Annotated in this window: 22 protein-coding genes; 11 read left to right on the top strand and 11 right to left on the bottom strand. The window is 70.7% G+C overall.

Going from position 1 to position 22,952, the window contains the following annotated elements; genetic code table 11:
- Positions 1-95 precede the first annotated feature (95 nt).
- Positions 96-875 (bottom strand): PhzF family phenazine biosynthesis protein, encoded by a 780-nt coding sequence (locus IF64_RS0122190; RefSeq protein ID WP_030534104.1) that lies wholly within the window; start codon positions 873-875, stop codon positions 96-98.
- A gap of 92 nt (positions 876-967) precedes the next feature.
- Here IF64_RS0122190 and IF64_RS0122185 point away from each other — a divergent pair, with 92 nt between their 5' ends.
- Together IF64_RS0122185 and IF64_RS0122180 are read left to right on the top strand one after the other, a co-directional pair.
- On the top strand, positions 968-2,608 hold the full coding sequence (locus IF64_RS0122185) for an AMP-binding protein (protein ID WP_030534103.1): 1,641 nt from the start codon (positions 968-970) through the stop codon (positions 2,606-2,608).
- Between the two features lie 207 nt (positions 2,609-2,815).
- The gene (locus IF64_RS0122180; RefSeq protein WP_030534102.1) at positions 2,816-3,424 is read left to right on the top strand and encodes an HAD family hydrolase; all 609 of its coding nucleotides are present in this window, start codon (positions 2,816-2,818) and stop codon (positions 3,422-3,424) included.
- 98 nt (positions 3,425-3,522) lie between these two features.
- On the opposite strand, the gene IF64_RS0122175 is transcribed toward IF64_RS0122180, so the two are convergent.
- Complete coding sequence (locus IF64_RS0122175; protein ID WP_030534101.1) at positions 3,523-3,756, bottom strand: hypothetical protein; 234 nt, start codon at positions 3,754-3,756, stop codon at positions 3,523-3,525.
- Between the two features lie 163 nt (positions 3,757-3,919).
- On the opposite strand from IF64_RS0122175, the gene IF64_RS0122170 reads away from it, so the two are divergent.
- Entirely contained in the window at positions 3,920-4,306 is a 387-nt protein-coding gene (locus tag IF64_RS0122170; RefSeq protein WP_030534100.1) for a cold-shock protein, read from the top strand.
- A gap of 105 nt (positions 4,307-4,411) precedes the next feature.
- Here IF64_RS0122170 and IF64_RS0122165 read toward each other — a convergent pair whose 3' ends face one another.
- From IF64_RS0122165 to IF64_RS0122150, 4 genes are read right to left on the bottom strand one after another with little or no spacing between them, the layout of a single operon-like run.
- A complete protein-coding gene (locus IF64_RS0122165; RefSeq protein WP_030534099.1) occupies positions 4,412-5,338 on the bottom strand; it encodes a macrolide 2'-phosphotransferase in 927 nt (308 codons plus the stop codon).
- Positions 5,339-5,342: 4 nt separating this feature from the next.
- The gene (locus tag IF64_RS0122160; protein ID WP_030534098.1) at positions 5,343-5,834 is read right to left on the bottom strand and encodes a DUF2771 family protein; all 492 of its coding nucleotides are present in this window, start codon (positions 5,832-5,834) and stop codon (positions 5,343-5,345) included.
- A gap of 9 nt (positions 5,835-5,843) precedes the next feature.
- Positions 5,844-7,829 (bottom strand): MFS transporter, encoded by a 1,986-nt coding sequence (locus IF64_RS0122155; RefSeq protein ID WP_084706035.1) that lies wholly within the window; start codon positions 7,827-7,829, stop codon positions 5,844-5,846.
- Positions 7,830-7,879: 50 nt separating this feature from the next.
- A complete protein-coding gene (locus IF64_RS0122150; protein ID WP_036877543.1) occupies positions 7,880-8,683 on the bottom strand; it encodes a glutaminyl-peptide cyclotransferase in 804 nt (267 codons plus the stop codon).
- A 96-nt stretch (positions 8,684-8,779) separates the two neighbouring features.
- On the opposite strand from IF64_RS0122150, the gene IF64_RS0122145 reads away from it, so the two are divergent.
- The gene (locus IF64_RS0122145) at positions 8,780-9,556 is read left to right on the top strand and encodes a DUF3027 domain-containing protein (RefSeq protein WP_030534095.1); all 777 of its coding nucleotides are present in this window, start codon (positions 8,780-8,782) and stop codon (positions 9,554-9,556) included.
- Entirely contained in the window at positions 9,540-12,503 is a 2,964-nt protein-coding gene (locus tag IF64_RS0122140) for a sacsin N-terminal ATP-binding-like domain-containing protein (RefSeq protein WP_030534094.1), read from the top strand. The genes IF64_RS0122145 and IF64_RS0122140 overlap by 17 nt, the downstream gene beginning before the upstream one ends.
- A 103-nt stretch (positions 12,504-12,606) precedes the next feature.
- Here the strand turns inward: IF64_RS0122140 and IF64_RS0122135 are convergent, their stop codons facing one another.
- Positions 12,607-12,879, bottom strand: a complete 273-nt coding sequence (locus IF64_RS0122135) for a DUF2530 domain-containing protein (protein ID WP_048808499.1) — start codon at positions 12,877-12,879, stop codon at positions 12,607-12,609.
- A gap of 45 nt (positions 12,880-12,924) precedes the next feature.
- Between IF64_RS0122135 and IF64_RS0122130 the strand changes: the two genes are divergently transcribed.
- From IF64_RS0122130 to IF64_RS27765, 4 genes are all read left to right on the top strand, one after another.
- A complete protein-coding gene (locus tag IF64_RS0122130) occupies positions 12,925-14,388 on the top strand; it encodes an NCS2 family permease (protein WP_030534092.1) in 1,464 nt (487 codons plus the stop codon).
- A gap of 171 nt (positions 14,389-14,559) precedes the next feature.
- The gene (locus IF64_RS0122125) at positions 14,560-15,012 is read left to right on the top strand and encodes a MarR family winged helix-turn-helix transcriptional regulator (RefSeq protein WP_036877565.1); all 453 of its coding nucleotides are present in this window, start codon (positions 14,560-14,562) and stop codon (positions 15,010-15,012) included.
- 94 nt (positions 15,013-15,106) lie between these two features.
- Positions 15,107-16,447 (top strand): MFS transporter, encoded by a 1,341-nt coding sequence (locus IF64_RS0122120; RefSeq protein ID WP_246134909.1) that lies wholly within the window; start codon positions 15,107-15,109, stop codon positions 16,445-16,447.
- Between the two features lie 256 nt (positions 16,448-16,703).
- Positions 16,704-17,036 (top strand): hypothetical protein, encoded by a 333-nt coding sequence (locus tag IF64_RS27765; RefSeq protein ID WP_211252638.1) that lies wholly within the window; start codon positions 16,704-16,706, stop codon positions 17,034-17,036.
- Positions 17,037-17,125: 89 nt separating this feature from the next.
- On the opposite strand, the gene IF64_RS0122110 is transcribed toward IF64_RS27765, so the two are convergent.
- From IF64_RS0122110 to IF64_RS0122095, 4 genes are all read right to left on the bottom strand, one after another.
- On the bottom strand, positions 17,126-17,749 hold the full coding sequence (locus tag IF64_RS0122110) for a superoxide dismutase (protein ID WP_030534088.1): 624 nt from the start codon (positions 17,747-17,749) through the stop codon (positions 17,126-17,128).
- Positions 17,750-17,937: 188 nt separating this feature from the next.
- On the bottom strand, positions 17,938-18,636 hold the full coding sequence (locus tag IF64_RS0122105; RefSeq protein ID WP_051758070.1) for a biliverdin-producing heme oxygenase: 699 nt from the start codon (positions 18,634-18,636) through the stop codon (positions 17,938-17,940).
- A gap of 67 nt (positions 18,637-18,703) precedes the next feature.
- On the bottom strand, positions 18,704-19,333 hold the full coding sequence (locus IF64_RS0122100) for a TetR/AcrR family transcriptional regulator (RefSeq protein ID WP_030534086.1): 630 nt from the start codon (positions 19,331-19,333) through the stop codon (positions 18,704-18,706).
- 38 nt (positions 19,334-19,371) lie between these two features.
- Positions 19,372-20,868 carry a glutamate-cysteine ligase family protein gene (locus IF64_RS0122095; protein ID WP_030534085.1) on the bottom strand — a complete coding sequence of 499 codons (1,497 nt, stop codon included), beginning with the start codon at positions 20,866-20,868 and terminating at the stop codon, positions 19,372-19,374.
- A gap of 222 nt (positions 20,869-21,090) precedes the next feature.
- Between IF64_RS0122095 and IF64_RS0122090 the strand changes: the two genes are divergently transcribed.
- Both IF64_RS0122090 and IF64_RS0122085 read left to right on the top strand, forming a co-directional pair.
- Complete coding sequence (locus IF64_RS0122090) at positions 21,091-21,939, top strand: TrmH family RNA methyltransferase (protein WP_036877556.1); 849 nt, start codon at positions 21,091-21,093, stop codon at positions 21,937-21,939.
- Positions 21,926-22,690 (top strand): DUF2537 domain-containing protein, encoded by a 765-nt coding sequence (locus IF64_RS0122085; RefSeq protein WP_051758069.1) that lies wholly within the window; start codon positions 21,926-21,928, stop codon positions 22,688-22,690. The genes IF64_RS0122090 and IF64_RS0122085 overlap by 14 nt, the downstream gene beginning before the upstream one ends.
- Positions 22,691-22,952: the final 262 nt, after the last annotated feature.

Here is a 22,952-nt window from a genome sequence, read left to right as displayed (position 1 = left end):
CTGGCCACGCGCTACGACAAACTCGCCACCATCTACCGATCAGCGGTCGTCCTCCACGCCGTGACCACCTGGACCAAAACATTGTCAGACACGCACTAGGCGTGCAGGGTGCCCTCGATGATCGTGACGGCACTGCCGGTGAGCACCACGTGGTCGCCGTCCAGCCGCGTGCGCACCGTGCCCCCGCGCGGCGACGCCTGGTAACCCGTGAGCGCGTCGCGGCCGAGTCGCTCCGACCAGTACGGCGCGAGCACGCAGTGGGCAGAGCCCGTCACCGGGTCCTCGGGGATGCCGATCGCGGGAGCGAACATCCGGCTCACGAAGTCGACACCGTCCACGTCGCCGGGGGCGGTGACGATCACCGAGTGCTCGTGCAGGCCGGTCAGTGCCTCGAGATCCGGTTCGCAGGTGCGCACCGCTGCGGTGTCGTCGGTGATCACCAGCAGGAAGCCGGCGCTGCGCCGCACCTCGACGATCGGCACCGCGGGCAGGGCCTTGGACAGGGTGGCGTTCGCTCCGTTCGGCACGATCTCCGACGGCGGGTCCGCGGGGAACCGCATGTCGATGCCCTTCCCGTCGTCCGACGGCGTGCAGGTGAGCGTGCCGGACGCGGTCGTGAAGGTCTGCCGCCCTCCGAGCACGTGTGCGGTCGCGAGCGTGGCGTGTCCGCATAGCGGCACCTCGGTCGTGGGCGTGAACCAGCGCAGCGGTTTGGGTTCCTCCGACGTGACCACGAATGCGGTTTCGGCGTGCTTCATCTCCGCGGCCACCGACTGCATCCACGCCTCGTCGGCCGGCTCGTCCAGCAGGACGACTGCCGCGGGGTTTCCGCGGAACGGAATGTCGGTGAACGAGTCGACGACGTAGAGGCGCATACGTCGCACCCTAGTGAGTCATGGCCGTACCGCGCGGCGGTCCCTAGACTCACCGGCGGAAACGTCAGCGTTGACGCCCGAGGAGTAAGAACATGACTTCGCCCGCAGTCCCCAGTTACGCATCCGGCACGTCCGACGTCCCGTTGCTCGGCGACACGATCGGGGCGAACCTCGACCGCACCGTGGCCGCGCACGGCGACCGCGACGCGCTGGTCGACATGCCCTCGGGGCGCAGGTGGACGTATCGCGAGTTCCAGGCCGACGTCGACGCGCTCGCCTCGGGTCTGCTGGCACGGGGCGTCGGCAAGGGGGACCGGGTCGGCATCTGGGCACCGAACTGTCCCGAGTGGACACTGACGCAGTATGCGACCGCGAAGATCGGCGCCATTCTCGTCAACATCAATCCGGCGTACCGGGCGCACGAACTCGAGTACGTGCTGGGTCAGGCCGGGATCCGCATGCTCGTGTCCGCCGAGCGGTTCAAAAGCTCCGACTACGTGGCGATGATCGACGAGGTTCGGCCGCGTTGTTCCGCGCTGTCCGACGTCGTGTACATCGGCAGCGACGACTGGAAGAGCCTGGCCTCCGGCCCGGCCGATCCGGCGAAACTGGCCGCATGCGAACGGGAGTTGAGTGCCGACGACCCGATCAACATCCAGTACACGTCGGGCACCACGGGATTTCCGAAGGGCGCGACGCTGTCGCACCACAACATCCTCAACAACGGCTTCTTCGTCGGCGAGCTCTGCAAGTACACCGAGGCCGACCGGATCTGTATCCCGGTGCCGTTCTACCACTGTTTCGGCATGGTCATGGGAAATCTCGCCGCCACGACCCACGGCTGCTGCATGGTGATTCCCGCGCCCGGATTCGATCCGAAGGCATCGCTCGACGCGGTCCAAGCCGAGGGGTGCACGTCGCTGTACGGCGTGCCGACGATGTTCATCGCGGAACTGGCCGAGCCGACGTTCGCCGACTACGATCTGTCCACTTTGCGCACCGGGATCATGGCTGGCTCGCCCTGTCCGGTCGAGGTGATGAAGCAGGTCATCGAGCGGATGGGCATGACGGAGGTGTCGATCTGTTACGGCATGACCGAGACCTCGCCGGTGTCGACCCAGACCCGCGCGGACGACTCCATCGAACGTCGTGTGTCCACTGTGGGCAGAGTCGGTCCGCATCTGGAGGTCAAGGTCGTCGACCCGGCCACCGGGCTCACGGTGCCGCGCGGGGAACCGGGCGAGCTGTGCACCCGCGGGTACTCGGTGATGCTCGGATACTGGGAGCAGCAGGACAAGACCGACGAGGCCATCGACAAGGCACGCTGGATGCACACCGGCGACCTCGCGGTGATGGACGACGAGGGATACGTCACCATCACCGGTCGCATCAAGGACATGGTGATCCGCGGCGGCGAGAACATCTACCCACGGGAGATCGAGGAGTTCCTCTACACCCACCCGGACATCCTCGACGCCCAGGTGATCGGAGTTCCCGACGCCAAGTACGGCGAGGAACTCATGGCCTGGGTGCGGATGCGCGAGGGCGCCGAACCGCTGACCGCCGACACGCTCCGGCAGTTCTGCGAGGGCAAACTGGCCCACTACAAGGTGCCGCGCTACGTCCACGTCGTCGACGAGTTCCCGATGACCGTCACGGGCAAGGTGCGCAAGGTCGAGATGCGGGAGACGGCCGTGGAACTCCTCGGCCTGAAGCAGCAGGCGACCACCTGAGGCCTGAGGTGTGAGCGCCGGGCCCGTGTCGCGGATTCTCGCCGATCCGCAACACGGGCCCCCGAATCCGCAACACGCGGCCCTGAGTGCCCAACACGGGCCCGGGATGCGCAACACGGGCCCCGGAATCCGCAACACGGGCCCCGGGATGCGCAACACGGGCCCCGGAATCCGCAACACGGCGGGGTGGCCGTTACCGTGGTCGGAGTGCTGACCTGCGTGGGATTCGACCTGGACATGACGTTGATCGACCCGCGGCCTGGTATGGCCGCGGCGATGAACCGCCTCGGCGACGACAACGACCTGCCGCTGGACGGGGAGTACTTCGCGGCGCACCTCGGCCCACCGCTCGACCACTCGTTGCGCGGATTCGGCGCACCCGAGGAGAAGATCCCCGACCTGATCACGCAGTTCAGGGCGAACTACCCGGAGATCGTCGTGCCGCAGACGGTGGCGTTGCCGGGTGCGCAGGAGGCGCTCGACGTCGTGCACGAGCTCGGCGCCACGACGCTCGTGGTGACGGGCAAGTACGGCCCCAACGCCGACCTGCACGTCAAGGCACTCGACCTGCCGGTCGACACGCTCGTCGGAGACCTGTGGTCGACCGGCAAGGCCGCCGCGCTCACCGAGCACGGGGCGTCGGTGTACGTCGGTGACCATGTCGGCGACATGCGCGGCGCGCAGGCCGCGGGTGCCGTGGCCGTCGGGGTGGTCAGCGGGCCGTGCTCGCGCGACGAACTCGTCGAGGCCGGCGCCGAGGTGGTGCTGGACTCGCTGACCGAATTCCCCGCCTGGCTGCGAGCCTGGGCGGCCTGACCCGCCCTACGTGAGCCGGTCCGGCGTGACCCGGTCTCGCGGCGCAGCTGCTTCCGGAACGCTGCGGGGACTGAAGGCGCGGAAACCGAACGCTCGCGTCACTTGCCCTTGTGTTCGCGGACGAGCGCGAACAGGCCCAGTGCGAGGCCGAGGGGTGTGATGACACCAGCGGCGACCGAAAGCCACACGGGCAGGTCCTCCATGCCCGCGGCGAACAGCACGAACACGGCGAGCACGGCGAGCATGCCGAGTGCGAAGAGGCCGATGCCGAGCCGCATCAGCAGCGGCTTGCCGTCGCTGGTCTTCGGCGTGTCCGGGGTGGCGGTGTCCATGCCGGTCATCGTAGAGCCTGCAATGTCCTGGTACGCACCGTGTGTGGCGAGATAAGCTTGTCGGTACGCGCGTCCTGGGTACGCAGACCTGGGGCGCGTTCGTCATGCGGGCGGGCAGGGTAGCCCGGGCCGCGGTCAGAGCAGCGAAGGAACGGTGAGGGAAGTGCCGACCGGCAAGGTCAAGTGGTACGACGCGGACAAGGGGTTCGGGTTCGTCACCCAGGACGGTGGCGCGGACGTCTTCATTCGGAAGGCCGCGTTGCCGCAGGGTGTGGAGTCCCTCAAGTCCGGGCAGCGACTGGAGTTCGGTGTCGCCGACGGCCGCCGGGGTCCGCAGGCGTTGTCCGTGCGGCTGCTCGATCCGCCGCCGTCGGTGGCCGAGGCGCGCCGCAGGCCCGCGGAGGAGCTGCACGGCCTGGTCGACGACATGATCAAGCTGCTGGAGAGCAACGTGCAGCCGGAACTGCGGAAGGGGCGCTACCCGGACCGCAAGAAGGTCAAGCGCATCGCCGAGGTCATGCGCGCCGTCGCCCGCGACCTGGACCCGTAGACCGCACGGGTCCGTAACGACGCAGAGCGTGGAAGCAGTGAGCCCCGGCGCCGCTGAGGTGCCGGGGCTCATTCGCGTTCGGGGTGATTCCGCGTTCGGGGTGACTCAGTCCGGTGCGGCCAGCATCGCGACGGCCCCGTCGAGGTGTTCCTGTTCGCCGGTGGTGAGCGCGTACAGGGCGTAGCCGACCGGTGAGGCGTCCCACAGGTGGCGCGCCTGCGCGGCCAGACCCGCATGCACGTGCCCGCCCGCTTCGGCATAGGCCTCGATGGTGCGGTTCAGCATGTCCTCGCCTGCGGCACCGTACTGGGCGGCGAGGTCGCGGGCGGGGTCGTCGACGCGGGCGGTGGTCCAGTCGAGCACGCCGGTGATGGCGCCGTCGGCGTCGAACAGCAGGTGGGCGGGGTAGATCTCGCCGTGGGTCGGCACGGTGCGGTCGGGCCAGCACGCGTCGTCGTCGAGCCATGCCCGCCAGGCCTCCGACAACGTGGGGTCGACGGGAAACTCGGCGAGCACCGTGGCGATGTCGTCCGACCACGACTGCCTGACCTGGTCCGGGGTTCGGATCTCCATGCCGGGCGCGGTCGCCTCGGCCACGGGGATCGTGTGCAGCGCGGCGAGCAGCCTGCCGAGCCGGTCGGCGTAGCCGGGGTCGGCCGGGTCGAGGTGCCATTCGGGCTCGCCGTTGTCGATGGTCAGCCCGGGGTCACCGCCCAGCGCCGGGTAGGCGATGAGCTCGCGTGACCGGATCCGCCAGTCGGGCACGGCGACGCCGTGGTCGGCCAGGCGCGGCGCGACGAGTTCGAGGATCCGGGCTTCGGCGTCCATCCCGTCGGAGACGTCGCCGCGCCGCGGCAGGCGGAGCACCCAGCGCGTGCCGTCACTGTCGTCGGCAAGGACGACGCGGTAGTCGAGACCGGCTTCCTCGAGGTGCGCGGTGGCCGGGTCGAGCTGCAGGTCGTGCCGTCCGGCCACCGCCAGTGCGTGGTCGAGCGCAGCGGCGGCCGGTTCGGGGGCGGAGTCGTCGGCCATGGGTTCAGCGGTGCGAGTTCTGGAGCGACCACAGGGCGCGGGCGACGAGCTGGGGCTGGCCGTTCTCGTCGGTGAGCGGGTTGCCCTTGCCGTCGGCGGCGTAGGCAGCGCCGATCTGCTGGATCTCGACCACGGCCACGCGGTCGCGCTGGGTCGGCGGCGTCGCGGTGTAGGCGTGCCGGGCACCGTCGGTGAACGCTCGCTGTTCGAGCTTCTGCTTGCCCGTCTCGGCGTCGACGTACTGCACGATGATCACCCAGGGCGTGTCGGCGACCTCGGACGGCACCGAGATCTGCACCGGCATGCCGGGCCGCACGTCCAGGTTGACGGGCGTGCCCTCCTCGCCGCACTTGGTGAGGACCTCGTCGCAGTAGATCAGCGGAGCGGCGACGGTGCTCTCGCCGTCGGCGTAGAACGTGACCTCGGGCTCGGGAGCCGAGCATCCGGTCATGACCAACGCCGCGCCCGCCAGCAAAGCACCTACCGCTCGTCGCATGGGCTCAGATTACGGCTCCTGCGACGACTTGGCGGGTGCGGGGCCGCCCGGTCGTCCGGTCGCGTTCCCGCTCGTGCCCTTGTCGCCGCCCTTGTCCGCGCCGTGGCCGGCCGCCCTGCTGCCCTTGCCGCGGCGGGTGCTCACCGTCCGGTTCCTGCCCTTGGCGATCGGGGGCAGCATCGTCTTGCCGCCGCGCACGAGCCAGGTCTGGGTCAGGCCCAGCGCGAGCAGCACCGACACCACGAGGAAGCCGATCCAGTACGTCGGGGGCAGCAGCAGGCCCACGGCACCGCCGAACACCCACGCCAGCTGCAGCACGGTCTCCGACCTGCCGAACGCCGACGCCCGTGACTCCTCGGGCATGTCCTGCTGGATGACCGCGTCGAGCGAGTTCTTCGCCAGCGCACTGGCCGTGGCTCCCGCGAGACCGACGATCGCCGCCGTGGTCAGGCCCGACAGCAGCGCGGCGAGCACCGTCGAGGCCAGCGCCGAGGCGACGCACACGAGGATGACCTGGTCGGGTTTGCCGAAGTGCATCCGTGAGCCGATGGCGTTGCCGATGAACCCGCCAGCGCCGGCGGCCGCGCCGATCACGCCGAGCATGATCAGCTGCATGAACGGGCTGTAGTCGCCCGCCTCGGTCTGTTCCTTCACCGCGAACGCCGCGAACATCATGAGGAAACCGGTCAGCAGGCGGATGCTGCCGTTGCCCCACAACGCCACCGTCGTGTGGTGGCTCATCGGGGTGCGTTTCGAGCCCTTGCCCACCGAAGCGTCGGCGCCCGTGGGGTGGTGGTCGGTCAGCGACGCGGGGACCTCGCCCTCGGTGACCTCGACCCACGCCGGGATGCGCATCGCCTGGTACGCCCCGACGCCGCAGATGATCGCGGTGAACCACAGTGCTGCCGACGACCCGAGCAACGAGTTGAAGCCCGCGGCGACCGCGCCGAACGCCCCGCCTGCCGCCAGGCCGAAGACGGTGAGCCGGGCGTTGGTCTTGGACAGGGTGATCTCCGGAGGCAGCACCCTCGGGGTGACCGCCGCCTTGAGCACCATGAACGACTTCGACAGCACCATCTTGCCCAGCGCGGCCGGGTAGAGGATCCAGTTCTCGAAGTTGAGTGCCATCAGCACGCACATCAGCAGCTGGCCGGCCGAGGCGATCGACATCGCGAGGCGGCGGCCGCGCTGGATGCGGTCGAGCGCGGGGCCGATCACCGGTGCGACCAGTGCGAACGGCGCGATGGTGATGAGCAGGTACAGCGCCACCTTGCCGCGGCTCTCCCCGCTGCTGGCGGCGAAGAACAGGGTGTTCGCCAGCGCCACGGCCATCGCCGCGTCGCTGGCGTAGTTGAGCATCACCGCGTAGGTCAGCGACGTCAGCCCGGACTTCTCGGCACCGTCGGCCTTCGCCGCGCGCTGGAACGCGCCGACCGCCCTGCCCGACAGCTCCCTGCCGCGCAGCGCCGCCACCCGCGTGACGGTCAGTTTGCGCGGCGTCCGCGGGCCGCCTTCGAAACCGTGCTCGGCCCTGGGCGGCTCGTGCGCGCCCTGCCGTTCGTGCCCCTGGTCGGGGTGCGGTTCCGTGGGCCGTTCCGCGGCCGCGGGGTCGGGCGGGTAGCCGCCGGTGTCGTAGTAGTCGCCGAAATCACCGCGGCGTGGCTCGTTCCTGCCACCGGGCGCGGACTGCTCCCACGGCCGCGGCGGATACGGGCGGGCACCCCGCGGCGGAGTGGGGATCGCGCCGGTCGGTGCGTTGTCGGCCGTCACCGGCGGCGGCTCGGGCGGGCCCTGCTGAGGTCCGTGCTGGGGTCCCGGCTGCTGCCCCTGCGCGGGAGGGGGAGGTGGCCCTTGGTGCGGAGGCGGGCCGGAAGGCCGAGGCGCCCGCGGTGGTGTCCGGGGCGGCGTCTCGGGTTTCGGGGTGCGGTCCGCGGGCGGTTGATGTGCACCCGGTTCGGGTGTCCACCTCCGCCTGCCCCGCTTGTTCGACCCCATGCGATCAATCCTGCCGTACTCGCCGCCGCCGCGTTCGGGTGATTCCCACCTCAGCCCGCGGGAACGAACGTCACCCGGAACATTTTCGGCCACAGCTTGCCGGTGATCAAAAAGTGGTCCGAGTCGGGATACGCGGCGATGCCGTTCAGCACGTCGGCCGAGGACGCCTCCTCGTCGGTGAGCAGCCCGGAGGCGTCGATCCGTGCCGTGACGTGGCCGGTTCCGGGGTCGATCCGGACGATGTCGTCGGACTGCCAGACGTTGGCGTACACGTCGTCGCCCACGCATTCGAGCTCGTTGAGCTCCTCGACGGGTTCGCCGCCCTCGGTGACGTCGACGGTGCCGGTCGGCTCGAACGTCTCGGCGTCGCGGAACGTCAGCGTGGCCGACCCGTCGCTCATGACGAGCCGCCCGCCCTGGTCACACAGGCCCCAGCCCTCGCCGTCGTAGTGCACGCGGCGCCGCTCGTCGAGGGTCTTCGGGTCCCGTTCGATGGCGATCCCGCTCGTCCACGTGAGCTGCCACACGCGCGAGTCGGTGACCGTGATGCCCTCGCCGAACAGCTCGTCCGGCAGATCCTTGCTGACCTCGGGTTCCTGTCCCGCCGGACCGGCCATGATCTTCGACTGGCCGTTGCGTCCCGTGCCCTCGTACAGCGTGTCGCCGGAGAACTCGAGGCCCTGCGTGAACGACGTCTCGTCGTGCGGGAGTTCCTGCTCGACCTGCACGCGAAGTCGCTCGACGCCCTGCCCGGCCGCCGCCCCCTCGCTCCGCTCGGCCGTGCCCGCACCGCAGGCCGCGAGCAGAGCGACGGCGGCGGGGAAGACGGTGAGCAGTGTCCATGCGCGCTTCACAACTGTGAGCCTGGCACATCGGCGGGGCGTGCGTCTGCGCCCGGCCGTGCGGCCTGGCCCCATCGCGGGACGGTCCGTGCGGCACAATGGGTACCTATGACGTTGCCAGTCACCCTCGACGACGGTGCCAACCGGCAGAAGCTGGTCGACGCGGTGGAGCCCGCGCGGGAGGCGGCCGTCCTCGACGCGGGCGAGGAGCACGTCGGTGCACACGTCGGTGTCGAACACGAGGACGCCGCCGCGGTCACCCACCTGTTCGACGCGCTGTTGCCGGGCTACCGCGGTTGGCGCTGGTCGGTGACGATCGCCTCCGCCGACGCGGATGCGCCCGTGACCGTCAGCGAGGTCGTGCTGCGACCCGGCCCCGAGGCGCTCGTCGCGCCGAGCTGGGTGCCGTGGGAACGCCGGGTGCGGCCCGGCGACCTGGGCGTGGGCGACCTGTTCCCGCCGGAGCCGGGCGATCCCCGGCTCGTGCCCGCCTACCTCGACGTCGACGACCCCGAGGTCACCGAAACGGCGCACGAACTGGGACTCGGCAGGGTGCGGGTGCTCTCGCGCGAAGGCCGTGAGGAGTCGGCGCGACGGTGGAAGGGCGGCGAGTTCGGCCCGCGTGCCGACATGGCGCGCAGTGCTCCCGCGACGTGCGGCACGTGTGGGTTCTACCTCCAGCTCGGCGGTTCGCTGCGGGCGGCGTTCGGGGTGTGCGGCAACGAGTACGCCCCCGCCGACGGCCACGTCGTGCACGCCGAGTACGGCTGCGGTGCGCACTCCGAGGTGGAGGTCGAGACCACGTCGTCGGTCCCGGTGGCCGAGCTGGTCTACGACGACTCGCTGCTCGACATGGAACCCGCGTCGGGTGAGCAGCCTGCCTGATCCCTTCGGTCTCGACCGGTTGCGCGCGGCGGTGCTGCGCGCGTGGCGCGATTCGCCGACCCGGCTGACCGAGGACACCAACGCCGAACGCGATCTGCGGATCGGCGGTTACCGCGACCGCCTGTTCGTCGAGCTCGCCCAGAACGCCGCAGACGCCGCCGCGCTCGCGGGCACTACCGGCCACGTGCGCGTGACGGTGGCAGACGGCGAGCTGCGGGTCGCCAACACCGGACAGCCGCTCGACAGCGCGGGGGTCGCGGCGCTCGCCTCCCTGAGGGCGTCGGCCAAACCCGAAGGCGTCGTGGGCCGGTTCGGGGTCGGCTTCGCCGCGGTGCTCGCGGTGACGGCGAGTCCTCGGGTGGTGTCGCGCACGGGCGGGGTGGCGTTCTCCGAGGCACGGACCCGCGCCGAGGCCGGTGCCGACGAGGTTCCGGTGCTGCGGCTGCCGTGGGAACTCGACGACGACGAACCTCCCCTGCCGGACGGGTTCGACACCGAGGTGCGGCTGCCGTTGACCGTGGACGCCGACGCGCTGCTGGCCACGATCGAGTCCGAGGTGCCCGATCTGCTGCTGGCGTTGCCGTCGCTGGCGACCGTGGACGTCGACGGCCGCCGGTGGACCCGTGCCGCCTCGTCGGGCGACGGCGTGCCGGGTGGCGTCGTCGAGCTGTCCACTCTGGACGGTGTCACCCGGTGGGCGGTGCACACCGAAGCTGGTGCGACGTGGGCGCTTCCGGTCGACGCCGACGGCACGCCGCTGCCGCGTACCGAGGACGTGCTGCACACGCCCACGCCGACCGATGAGCGCCTGTCGCTGCCCGCGCGGCTGCTCGCGGCCGTCCCCGTCGAGCCGTCCCGCCGTCGGGTGCTGGCAGGCGCCGGCACCGGTGCGGCGTTGGCCGAGGCGGCGCGGGCGTATCCGGGCCTGGTCCGTACGGTGGCGCCCGAACACCGCGTGTCGTTGGTGCCGTCCGCGGGTTTCCCACTGTCCGAGGTGGACTCCGAGCTGCGTGACCTCGTCACCGCTGCACTGTCCGAACAGGACTGGATACCTGCCGCCGGCGGAGGGGAACTTCCCGGTGCACGCTGCCGGGTCCTGACGGCCGAATCTCCCGAGTTGGTCGCGCTTCTCGGGGACGTCTTGCCGGGGCTCGCTGCGGACTCGGGCCGCGAGACCGCTCGGATCCTCGCCGCCGTGGGCGCGACCCCGATTGGGATCGCCGAGGTCGTCGACGTCCTGACCGGCATCGATCGCGAGCCCACCTGGTGGCGCGGGCTGTACGACGTCCTGATGGACGGCGTCGAGGCCCGCCGGATCGACACCGCGGAACTGGGCGCCCTGCCCGTACCGCTCGTCGACGGGCGCACCGTGCCCGGTCCCCGCGACGCGCTCCTGCTCGATGCCACCTCCCTGCAGGTGGCATCGCTCGGCCCCGGCGGTGACAGCGACGGCGATGGCGGCGATGGCGGTGACGGCGATGGCGGTGACGGTGGGCTCGATGTCGTGGGCCTGCACCTGGTCCACCCCGACGCGGCGCACCCCCTGCTCGAACGGCTCGGTGCGGTGCGTGCCGGGTCGGCCGAGTTGCTCGACGCGCCCGCACTGCGCGATGCGGTCGAGCGCAGTGTCGACGACGCCGAGTCCGGAGTGGACGTTCGCCCGCTCGTGGAGACCGTGCTGCGACTCGCCGCGTCGGGGCCGGTCGACGGACTGGGTGCACTGGCCCTGCCCGCCCGGTCCGGATGGCGCAGGGCCGACGAACTGGTGCTGCCGGGGGCGCGGCTGCTGGACGTGCTCGATCCGGAGGCGCTGGGGCCCGACGGTCCGCTCGACGTCCTCGACGAGGACTTCGCGGACCTCCACGACGACGCGGTGCTGGTCGCGGTGGGGGTCGCGGACACGTTCGTCCCGGTCGTCGACGACGAACCCGTGGAAGCCGACCACGACCTGCCCGACGAGCGTGCATGGTGGGACGCGGTGCAACCGGCAGAGGTCCTCGCCGTGCGCGACCTGGACCTCGTGGCCGACGACGCGTGGCCGCAGGCCGTCGGCCTGCTGGCCGAACAGCCGGAGACGTGGCGCGCGCTGACCACGCCCGGCGGGCACACGCCGTGGTGGATCGCGCGCTATGCCCTGCTGGCCGGCCGGCCGCCGCGCGAATGGCGGCTGCCCGGCGCGGGTGACCTGGAAGGCCTGTTCGACGCCGTTCCCGATGTCGACATGTCGCCCCGGCTGTTGGCTGCCGTGGGCGTGCGGACCGACCTGACCGTCGAGGACTCCGACGACGTCGCCGACCTGTGCGATCGGCTCGCCGACGCCGACCGCCGGGTGCCGCTGGGCACGGTGCTGCGTGCACACGGCGTGCTGGCGTCGGCGGCGTCCGGAGTGGAGGTCGAGCCGCCGGAGCGGGTGCGTGCGGTGGACGGTTCGGTCGTCGACGGATCGGTGGCCGCGGTGCTCGACGGGCCGTGGGTGCTCGGCGTACTGCCAGCCGGCAGGCTCGTCGCGGGGGACGGCGACCCCTCGGCGCTGGCCGACGTTCTCGACCTGCCGCTGGCCACGTCGATCGTGGCGGCGACCATCGGCGACGACGGCGAATTCGCCGAGTGGACCGACCTGCCCGCGATCGTCGAGGTGGCGGGACTGCTGGGGCTGCCGCTGCCCTCGGGCGGCGTCGTCCTGCACGAGCGGCTGACCGTCACCGTGGCCGGCGACGAGGGCGCTGGAACCGACGAGCCCGACGAGACCGACGAGTCCGGTGAGACCGACAGGACCGGTGAGCGGGCCGATGTGCCCGTGCAGTGGTGGTGCGACCGGGCGCTGCACGCGGCCGACACGTCCGAGGGGCTGGCGCGTGCGTTCGCCTGGGCCGCGGACAGCTGGGCCCGCCGCCGCGACATCGAGGCCCTCCTCGACGACCCGGCCCCGGAGACGCTGCTCAACTGACCCCGGCCGTTGAATCAACCCGGCCGTTGAATCAACCCGGCCGCTGAATCAACCCGGCCGCTCGGCTCGCCCGCAGTCGGCCTCGCGGGATCGCTGCCGGGGTTCAGAGGTCGCGCTGGGCTCCTCGGGAGCCGCGGCGGGACGCGGCCGTCTGCCATGCGATGATGCCGAAGCCGACGCATCCGAGTACCCCGCCGGCCAGCGCTGTCCACGTCCAGGTGCTGTCGGCACCGGTGACGAGCAGGACGACCAGCGCGCCGAACCACAGCGCGGTGCCCACCGAGACCGGTGCCCACAGTCCGACGACGGACTTGGGCAGAGCGGGGACCGGTCGAAACGGCCCCGTAACGCCATGGGTGTTGCCGGGTTCGTCCACGTGGGACAGGCTACCGCTGCCGGTTGCGAAAGAGGTGGGTGACAAGTGGCTCAGGAGAGCACCGAGAAGGACCAGGGCACGCCCCGAGGCGGGCTCGACCGGTTCTTCAAGATCAGCGAGCGCGGCTCCACCGTCGGCCGTGAGGTGCGCGGCGGCCTGGTCACGTTCGTCGCGATGGCCTACATCATCGTCCTGAACCCGCTGATCCTCGGCAGCTTCTCGCCCGACGACCCGGCCGCCAAGACCGACGCCACGGGCGCGATCCTCGGCGTGCCGCAGGTCGCGGCGGTCACGGCGCTCGTCGCGGGCGTGCTGACGATCGTCATGGGCCTGGTCGCCAACTTCCCGTTCGCGCTCGCCGCGGGCCTCGGCATCAACGCGCTCGTCGCCTACACGATCGCCCCGCAGATGAGCTGGGGCGCCGCGATGGGCCTCGTGGTCGTCAACGGCATCATCGTGCTGATCCTCGTCGTCACCGGCGTGCGCACGATCATCTTCAAGGCGGTGCCGGGCCCGCTGAAGGCGGCGATCGCCGTCGGCATCGGCCTGTTCATCTCGCTCATCGGCCTTGTCGACGCCGGGTTCGTCACGCCGGGCGACGGCACGCTGGTGCAGCTGGGCATCGACGGGTCGATCGCCTCGTGGCCGACGGCCGTGTTCGTCGTGACGCTGATCGTGATGGCGATCCTCGTCGCCCGCGGCGTCAAGGCGGGCATCCTCATCGGTGTCGTGATCGGCACGGTGCTGGCGATCGTGGTCGAGGCGGTCGCGGGTGCGGGCAGGCTCGGTGACGACAACCCCACCGGCTGGAACTACGGCTACCCGGCGCTGCCGGACAACGTGTTCGGCGTGCCCGACCTCTCGCTCCTGGGCAACGTCAACTTCGACGCCTGGGTGCAGGTGCCCGCGATCTCGGCGGCGCTGTTGGTGTTCAGCCTCGTGCTCACCGACTTCTTCGACACGATCGGCACCATGACCGGCCTCGGCAGGCAGGCGCGCCTCGAGCAGAAGGACGGCACCCTGCCGAACACGGGCAAGGGCCTGTTCGTCGACTCGCTCGGCGCGATCGCCGGTGGTGTCGGCTCGGCCAGTTCCAACACCGTCTACGTCGAGTCGGCTGCGGGTATCGCCGAAGGTGCGCGCACGGGTCTGGCGAACATGGTCACCGGTGGCCTGTTCCTCGTGGCCATGTTCTTCACGCCGCTGTACGAGATCGTGCCGATCGAGGCCGCCGCGCCAGCGTTGGTGATCGTCGGAGCGCTGATGATCCGCCAGGTCGCCGACATCGACTTCTCGGACCTGACGATGGCGCTGCCCGCGTTCCTGACGATGGTCGTCATGCCGTTCACGTACTCGATCACCAACGGCATCGGTGCGGGTTTCGTCAGCTACGTCGTGCTGGCGGCCGCGACCGGCAAGGCGCGCAAGGTGCACCCGCTGATGTGGGTGGTCGCGGTCGCGTTCGTGATCTACTTCGCGATCGGTCCCATCCAGGCGCTGCTGGGCTGAGCCGCCGCATCGGGCAGTGCTGCAGTGCTGCGGACCCGGCGCCTGCGGTGGTCAGCGGCCGCCCGGACGACGGGTTAACCGGTTCGGGTGTCGCGTTGCGCACCATCTGTGCTGGTCGCGCGGATCGTAAGCTAGACTAAGGAAGTGTCCGAGTCCGCGGAGGGCCTGACCGTGGCCGCTGCCAGCGGTGGCGACGAGGCCGAACAGCAGTCGTCACTGGCGAGCCGTCTGCGGCTCGCGGTCGTGCGGCTCAACCGCAGACTACGGGCGCAGCGGGTCGGCACCGATCTGTCGCTGACCCAGGTCGCCGCGCTGTCGACGCTGCACCAGCACGGCGCGATGACACCGGGCAAGCTCGCCGCGCACGAGGGTGTTCAGCCGCCCTCGATGACGCGGGTGATCGCCGCCCTCGAAGCGGTGGGGTACGTCGAACGCACGCCGCATCCCACCGACGGCAGGCAGGCGATCGTGACGATCACCGACGCGGGGCTGGCGTACGTGCACGAAAGCATCTCCGTGCGCGAGGCGTGGCTGGACCGGCGACTGCACGAACTGAGCGGCGAGGAGCGCGAGGTGCTCGACCGCGCCGCCACCATCATCCAACGAATGGCGGGCAACAGCTGAGGCCCGCCCGCTGAGGAGGCGACAACCCGGCGTGACGGTCACGGGGAGCGACGGCAGAACCTCATCGACGACTACCGCTGTACCGCGACCCCTCCTGTCACGATTCCCCGTACCGCGCTTGCGCCGGGGGTCCGCTCCCGGCATGTTCGCCTCCCTCGGCGTGCGCAACTACCGGCTGTTCTTCTCCGGTCAGATCGTGTCGAACATCGGCACCTGGATGCAGCGCACCGCCCAGGACTGGCTCGTGTTCACCCTCAGTGGCAACGACCCGGTGGCCCTCGGTGTGGCCGTGGCGCTGCAGTTCCTGCCCACGCTGCTGTTGTCGTTGTGGGCGGGTGTGCTGGCCGACCGCATCGACAAGCGCAAACTGCTGATCGCCATCCAGTCGGGCACGCTCGTGCAGGCCGCCGTGCTGGGCGGGCTCACGATCACCGGCGCGGCCGAGCTGTGGCACGTGTACCTGCTGTGTTTCGTCCTCGGGACGTTGTCGGCGCTCGAGGTGCCCACGCGGCAGTCGTTCGTGGCCGAGATGGTCGGCAAGGACCAGGTCGCCAACGCCGTCGCGCTCAACTCGTCGATCTTCAACCTGGCTCGGATCGCGGGCCCCGCCATCGCCGGGCTGGCGATCGTCGCGGTCGGCGAGGGGTGGCTGTTCATCGGCAACGCCGTGTCGACGCTGGCGGTACTCGCGGGCCTGGCGGCGATGCGGCCGGGTGAGCTCTACCGCGACCGGACGGTCGACCGGGCCAAGGGGCAGCTGCGCGAGGGCCTGCGGTACGTGCGCGGCAGGCCCGATCTGGTGGCGATCATGCTGCTCATGCTGTTCGTGAGCACGTTCGGCATCACGTTCTTCACCTCGCTCGCGGTCGTCGCGGGCAACGTGTTCGGCACCGACGCCGACGGCTACGGGCTGCTCTCGACGCTGTTGGCCGTCGGGACGTTCACCGGGGCGCTGCTGTCGGCGCGGCGGGGCAGTAGGGGCAAGCCGACGATGCGGTTGCTGCTCGGCGCGTCGATGGCGCTGGGCGTGCTGGAGTTCGCGACGGCGTTCATGCCCACCTATCTGGCGTTCGGGCTGGCGCTCGTGCCGCTCGGGCTGGCGACGATCACGTTCCTCAACACCGCCAACACCCTGGTGCAGACGTCGGTGAGTCCGCAGATGCGCGGCCGCGTGATGGGCCTGTACGTGCTGATGGTGATGGGTGGCAATCCGGTGGGCGGGTTGATGACCGGGTGGATGGCCGAGACGTTCGGCGGCCGCTCGCCGTTCTACATCGGCGGTGCCGTCGCGATGATCGCCACGGTGATCTGTGTGCTCGCACTGCGATCGGCGAGCGCGCGGCGCGCCGCGGCGGGCGCCTCCGCAGCGGACGAGGAGGCCGAGATGGGTGGGTCCGCCGAACACGTGGAGGCGGGGTCGGCGCCGAAGAACTGAAGCGGTGGGGCGGCCGAGCAGGGTTCGAAAACGCGTCGAACCGACCCCTTGCGTGCCGAGTTGAGGTTAGGCTAACCTCAGACACGTCGCTTCGTGGTGGGAGCGGCAGTCAGTTCGGGAACGGACGAGGCCCTGGCCGCGGGAACCGGCCAGGGCCTCGTTCCTGTACGGGGCAGTCTACGTCGCCCGGGCCGCCGAACTCAGTGGTCGTGCGGAACATCCGAACGTGTCGGTGGTCACCGCTACGGTCTGCGGTGTGCCAGCTCCTGGATCTCCCGAAGCCGATCGCCTGTCCGACGTCGCCGTGATCGCGGCGCCGAGCAATCTGGGCTTGCGCCCGCCGGGGCCCGGGCGCGTACCCGGCTGTGCGAAGGCGCCGGAGGCATTGCGCAGGGCGGCGGGACTACCGGCCGTCGACAGTCCTGCCGCCGGCGGTCTGGACCTCGGCGAGTTGACCCGGCTGCTGGCGGCACTCGTGCCCGGTGCCGTCGGGGTGCAGGTCACGGTCTTCGACCCCGACCTCGATCCCGACGGCCGATACGCACGGCTGCTCGCCGGCATCCTCGAGGCGGCTCTGGTCCCGGCATGACACGGGCCCGCGCATGACGAAGGCCCCGCACCGGAGCGGATCCGGTGCGGGGCCCACGCGAAGCTTCTCGAGCTGACCTCAGGCGAACCTCAGGGCAGGAGCAGGCCGTTGCGGCCGGCCTTGGCGTCCTCGAAGCGCTTGCCGATCTCGGCCCAGTCGAACACGTTCCACAGGGCGTTGATGTAGTCCGGCTTGACGTTCTTGTACTGCAGGTAGAAGGCGTGCTCCCACACGTCGACCAGCAGGATCGGCACGGTCGGCAGGATCAGGTTGTTGTGGTGGTCGCGCAGCTGCTGGGTGATCAGCGTCTTGCCGATCGGGTCCCACGACAGCGCGCCCCAGCCGTTGCCCTGGATGGTGGTGCAGACCGCGGTGAACTGTGCCTTGAACTTGTCGAACGAGCCGAAGGCGTCGTCGATCGCGGCGGCCAGCTCGCCGGTCGGCTTGTCGCCGCCGTTCGGGGACAGGATCTTCCACCACACGACGTGGTTGGCGTGCCCGGCCAGGTTGAAGGCCAGGGTGGTCTCGAGACCGACGATGGAGCCGAAGTCATCGGCCTCGCGAGCGGCGGCGAGCTTCTCCAACGTCTGGTTCGCACCGTTGACGTAGGTCTGGTGGTGCTTGCTGTGGTGCAGCTCGTTGATCTCGCCCGAGATGTGCGGCTCGAGTGCGCCGTAGTCGTAGTCGAGGTCGGGAAGCTCGTACGTGGGCATGAGCCCTCCTTCGTCGTTGAGGTCGCTTGCGCTGTTCGTCTCGTGTGCCAACCTAGTCGCCGTCCTGGCGTTCTGCTAACCGGGTCGACCCGAGTTGACCTTGCTCCTTCGACCTAAGTGGAGGTCAACGACGTGTCGCGCGGGTCACGTCGTCGATCTTGTGCACGAAGCGGCTCGGGCCGCTGCGATCAGGCCGCGCGGTGGGTGTCGATGGCGTCGGCGAGATCGTCGAGGACGGCGATGTTGAGTTCGAACGCCGCCACCGTCTCGGCCATGATCCGGGAGCGTTCGGCCTCGTCCCACGGTGCCTCGTCGAGCAGCGCGCGATACCGGGTGCGGAACGCCGAGGGGCTGCCGAGTGAGCCGAAGTCGTAGAAGCGCGTGCCGGGGCCCGCGATGCCGTACTCGCGTTCGAGCAGCTTGCCGATGACCTGGCCGCCAGCCAGATCTCCGAGGTAGCGCGTGTAGTGGTGCGCGACGAATCCGCCCGCCCAGGTGAACGCGACCTCGCGCATGCGCTCGACGTACGCGCGCGTGGCGGGCGTCGGTTCGATGCGTTCCCGCCAGCCCGGCCCTGCCAGCCGGTCGAGATCGGTGACCAGTGCCGACGTGCGGTGCAGTTCCGGGATCACGAACGGTGCGCCGACGGGGTCGCCGGTCATCGCCTCCGCCGCCTCCTCCAGCGTCGCGTAGACGAAGTAGTACTGCTCGGCCAGCGCCGTGTAGCCGGCGAGTGTGAGGTGTCCGTCGAGCAGCGCGCTCATGTAGCTCGACCGGTGGGCGCGATCGTGCACCTCGCGGGTCGATTCGCGCAGGCGCCGGGAGAACGGTTCGGTGGGCTGTGCCGCGTTCGGTGCCGTCGGGGGTCCCGTGGTTCCTCCGGTCATGACGCCTCCCTGGGTCCGGCCGCTGGAACGCGGCGGCACACGTTCTGACGCGCTGTCAGAAACGACCCTAGTGGTGGCGAGCGGCCGCCCGCGAGTCCTCGGCGGGAATTACTCCGACCGCGCGCAGGACGAACGCCACGGCCAGGTCGATCGCCCGCGGCAGTTCCTCGGGAGGGACGTCGACGACCTGTCTGGCGCCGAGCGCGGCCGTCACCATCGGGGCGAGCACCGCCGGATCCTGCTCCGGCCAGCTGCCGCGGCGCATGCCCTCGCGCAGGATGGCGTCGAGCGTTTCGCCGATCGGATCGGCGTGGGCGGCGATGCGCCGGTACGCCGACGGGGCCAACGTCCGAGCCAACGTCGTGCCGGGCGGAATGTGGTACTCGGCCAGTGTCGTCAGCTGCAGCCGGGCGAACGCGGCCAGCTTGTCGGCCGGATCGTCCACGGCGTCGACGGCCTCGGTGAGGCGGGCGACGTAGCGGGCGGCCTCGTCCTCGACGAACGCGACCAGCAGGTGCTCCCGGTCGGGGAAGTGGTTGTACATCGCGGTGCGGCCGACTCCGGCCTCGGCGGCGACGCCCGCCAGCGTGATCGCCTCGAAGCCGCGCTCGTAGAGCTGGTTGCGCAGGGCATCGAAGACCCTGGCGCGTACCTGCTCGCGGTGCTCGCCGAGCGAGTTGCCGATGATCTTGGGCATCGGGAGGCCTTCCGTTCGAGCTCGGGTGCCTGCCCTCGTCAGCCTACCGGCCAGTCGTGCACGGGCTCGCCCGCGCGCGTGAGGTCGAGGTAGGTACCGAGCATCGCCGCCAGCGCCGAGTCCCGGTCGAGGCCGCGTCGTTCGGCGGCCTCGACGGCGCTGCGCTGCCACGTACTCCCGTTGCGTTTGGTGACGCACCGGCGTTCGATCACCCCGAGGTAGCGGTCGGCCACCGTCGCCGACACCCCGGAGCTGCGCAGGCCCTCGTGAGCCAGCGGCAACAGCACGCGCAACACCAACTCGTCCGGTGGCACCGTGCCGATCCCCGGCCAGTAGAACTGCGCGTCGAACCCGTGCCGCGCCCCCGCGTGCAGATTCTGCTCGGCGGCCTGGAACGACATCCGTGTCCACACGGGACGCTCCTCCTCCGCCAGTGCACGCTGCGCCCCGTAGAAGAAGGCCGCGTTGGCCATCATGTCCAGCACGGTCGGGCCGGCGGGCAGCACGCGGTTCTCGACGCGCAGATGAGGTGTTCCGTCGACGACGTCGTACACCGGGCGGTTCCACCGCCACACCGTGCCGTTGTGCAGCCGCAGCTCGGTCAGCTTCGGTGCCCTGCCGTCGTCGAGGGCGTCCATCGGATCCTCGTCGTCGGTCTCGGGCAGCAATCCGGGGAAATAGCGGACGTTCTCCTCGAACAGGTCGAAGATGGACGTGATCCACCGTTCGCCGAACCACACCCTCGGCCGCACGCCCTGGTTCTTCAGTTCCTCGGGGCGGGTGTCGGTGGCCTGCAGGAACAGCGGGATCCGCGTCTCGGCCCACAGCGCCTTTCCGAGCAGGAACGGCGAGTTCGCGCCGACCGCGACCTGCGGGCCGGCCAGACACTGCGCTGCGTTCCAGTGCGCCGCGAAGTCGTCCGGCGCCACCTGCAGATGCAGCTGTACCGACGTGCACGCGGCCTCGGGCAGGATCGAATCGGCGTAGGTGTGCAGCCCCTCGAGTTCTCCGTCCCGCGGCGAGCGGCCCTCCAGCGACAGCAACGGACATTCCCCGCGGGTCGCCAGAATCCGGTCGTTGAGCAACGCGTAGCGCGGATTGTTGGTGATCCACTTCTGGTCGAAGTGCTCGGCGCCGATGGTGGGCAGGATCCCGATCACCGCGACGTGCGCGCCCGCCTCGCTCGCGGTGGTGTCCGCGCGGCCGAGGTGGGCGTGCAGATCGTCCTCGAGTTTCAGCGCCGACTCGCCATCGAGCGGCCGTGGCGGCACGTTCAGCTCGATGTTGTGCTGCGACAGCTCGGTGGTGAACAGTTCGTCGTCCATCGAGGAGAGCACCGCGGCGTTCGACATCGAGGGGCGCATGGTGCTGTCGACGAGGTTCAGTTCCACCTCGAGTCCGATGTGCTTGCGCGGGAACGTGAACCGCTCCTCGGCGAGCATCCTCGCGAACGTGTCGAGGCAGCGCTGCATCTTCTGCCGGTACTGCCCGCGATCGTGTGGGGGACGGCTTCTCGGCGAGACGTCCTTACCCATCGGTGCTTCCTCCCGAGATCCCGCCACGCTCTCTGCCGCGCGCGTTTTCCGTGGCAGAAGGCGACGTTGGCACACCGCGTCGACGCCGGGCCAGCGGCCAAACCGGTGCTCTGGCCCGGTTTTCGCCTCACACTCCGCGAGGCACCGTCGTTCGCACGAAGGGGCTACCCGGCGTTCGGAGCACCGATACCGGGGCAACGGGTGGAATGGGACACTCTGCGGGTGGCCGGGCCAGCACAGTTGATCTACACCGAGGACGTCTCCGACCCGCGGCTCGACGATTTCCGCGACCTGACGACCGCCGACCGCAGGCCGGACCGGCCCGGTGGCCGCGGTCTTGTCATCGCCGAGGGCACGGTCGTCGTGCGCAGACTCGTCGAATCGCCCTATCCGGTGCGGGCGCTGCTCGGCGTGCAGCGGCGCATCGACGAACTCTCCGATGCACTCTCCGGTCTCGACGTGCCCGCCTACGTCACGTCGGCGGACGTCATGGCCGAGGTCGTCGGGTTCCACCTCAACCGTGGTGTCCTCGCCACCGCGGACCGGGCGCCGCGGCCGTCGGTGGCCGAACTCGTCGAAGGGGCGCGCGTGCTCGCGGTGCTCGAGGGGGTCGGCGATCACGAGAACCTCGGCGCCTTGTTCCGCAACGCCGCGGCCCTGGGCATCGACGGCGTGCTGCTGGGGCCGGGCTGTTCGGACCCGCTGTACCGGCGCAGCGTGCGGGTGTCGATGGGGCACGTGCTGCGGGTGCCGTTCGCGGTGGCGTCCACCCCGGACGAATGGCAGGCGGCCCTGGCCACGTTGCGGACGTCCGGGTTCCTGCTCGCCGCGCTCACCCCGCGTCCCGACGCGGTTCCGCTGTGGGCGGCCGCGGGATCGGGCAAGGTGGCGTTGATGCTCGGTTCGGAGGGACACGGACTGTCGGAGGCGGCGCTCGAGGCCGCCGACGTCGCGGTGTCGATCCCGATGGCCGACGGTGTCGACTCGCTCAACGTCGCGACGACCGGTGCCGTGGCGTTCTACGAGCTGACGGTCCGCAGGGAAGGTGCTGGAGACCATGCGGGGAGCTGAGCTGGCGCTCGATGTCAGGGGCGATCGCGCCGTGCTCACCGGTGCCAACGGGCGGGAGGCCGATCCGCAGGCGATGGCACTCGGCGACGAGCTCACCGACGCGCTGCACGAGTGGGCGCGGGTGTCGGCCGTCGTCAACGCCTCGTCGGGCCGCACTCCCGACCGGGAGACGGGAGACGTCGAGGATCCCGGCGGCGGGGAGGGCCCGGGCGGCTCGGGAGGCGGTGCGGGTGTGGACGGCGCCGCGGTCGTGGCGCGCAGGGGACGGCAGTTGGCCGGACGCGTCGCCGAGACCCTGGGCGTCGCGGTCAGCTTCCACGACCCGGTCGAAGGCCGCACCTTCGTGCTGACCCCGCCTGCCGGTCACGGGCACCCCGAGGACGACTCGCACGCCGCCGCGACCGGGCCGGCGTGGGACCAGCCGCACCACGCGCCACCACGACGGCACGCCGGCCCCGCCTACTGGCGGGCGCGGGCAGCCAGGGAACCGGGGCCCACGCCGTGGGGAACCGGTCTGCTGGCCGCGGGGTTCTTCGCCGCCGTGATGATCGTGGCGATGCTGGCGTTGGCCGGCGCGCTGGCCTCGGCCACCCACGGGCTCGTGGCCGTCGCGGCCTGTCTCGTGGTGACCGCCGGGTTGGCCCCTTCGCTGTGGCTCGGCAGGCACGTACCCGTGGTCCGCTGGATCGTCGGCGGCACCGCGGCGGGCATCGCACTCTCGTGGATCGGCGTCCTCGTGATCGCACTCTGAGGCCCCGATTCCGACTCGGTTGCGCTACCGGTTGCGACTCGGTTGCGCCACCGACACCCGAAAGCTATGACGCCGAGCACATGTACCCCTTGTGAGAACGGACATACACACCAGGCCGGACGTCGATTCGGCCCAGGTCAGCGGGCCTACCGGGGAGTCGGAGGGGTCTCACGGGTCGGTAACGACCAGGTCGGAGCCTTGCCGAGGGACTGGCGACCGAGTATTGAGTCGGTCGGCGGCAGCGTCCGTTCGGGGGACCGGT

Source organism: Prauserella rugosa, assembly GCF_000719975.1.
Classification (GTDB): domain Bacteria; phylum Actinomycetota; class Actinomycetes; order Mycobacteriales; family Pseudonocardiaceae; genus Prauserella; species Prauserella rugosa.
The sequence above is the reverse complement of the archived record's forward strand: the minus strand, read 5'-3'. Positions and strand labels throughout refer to the sequence as shown.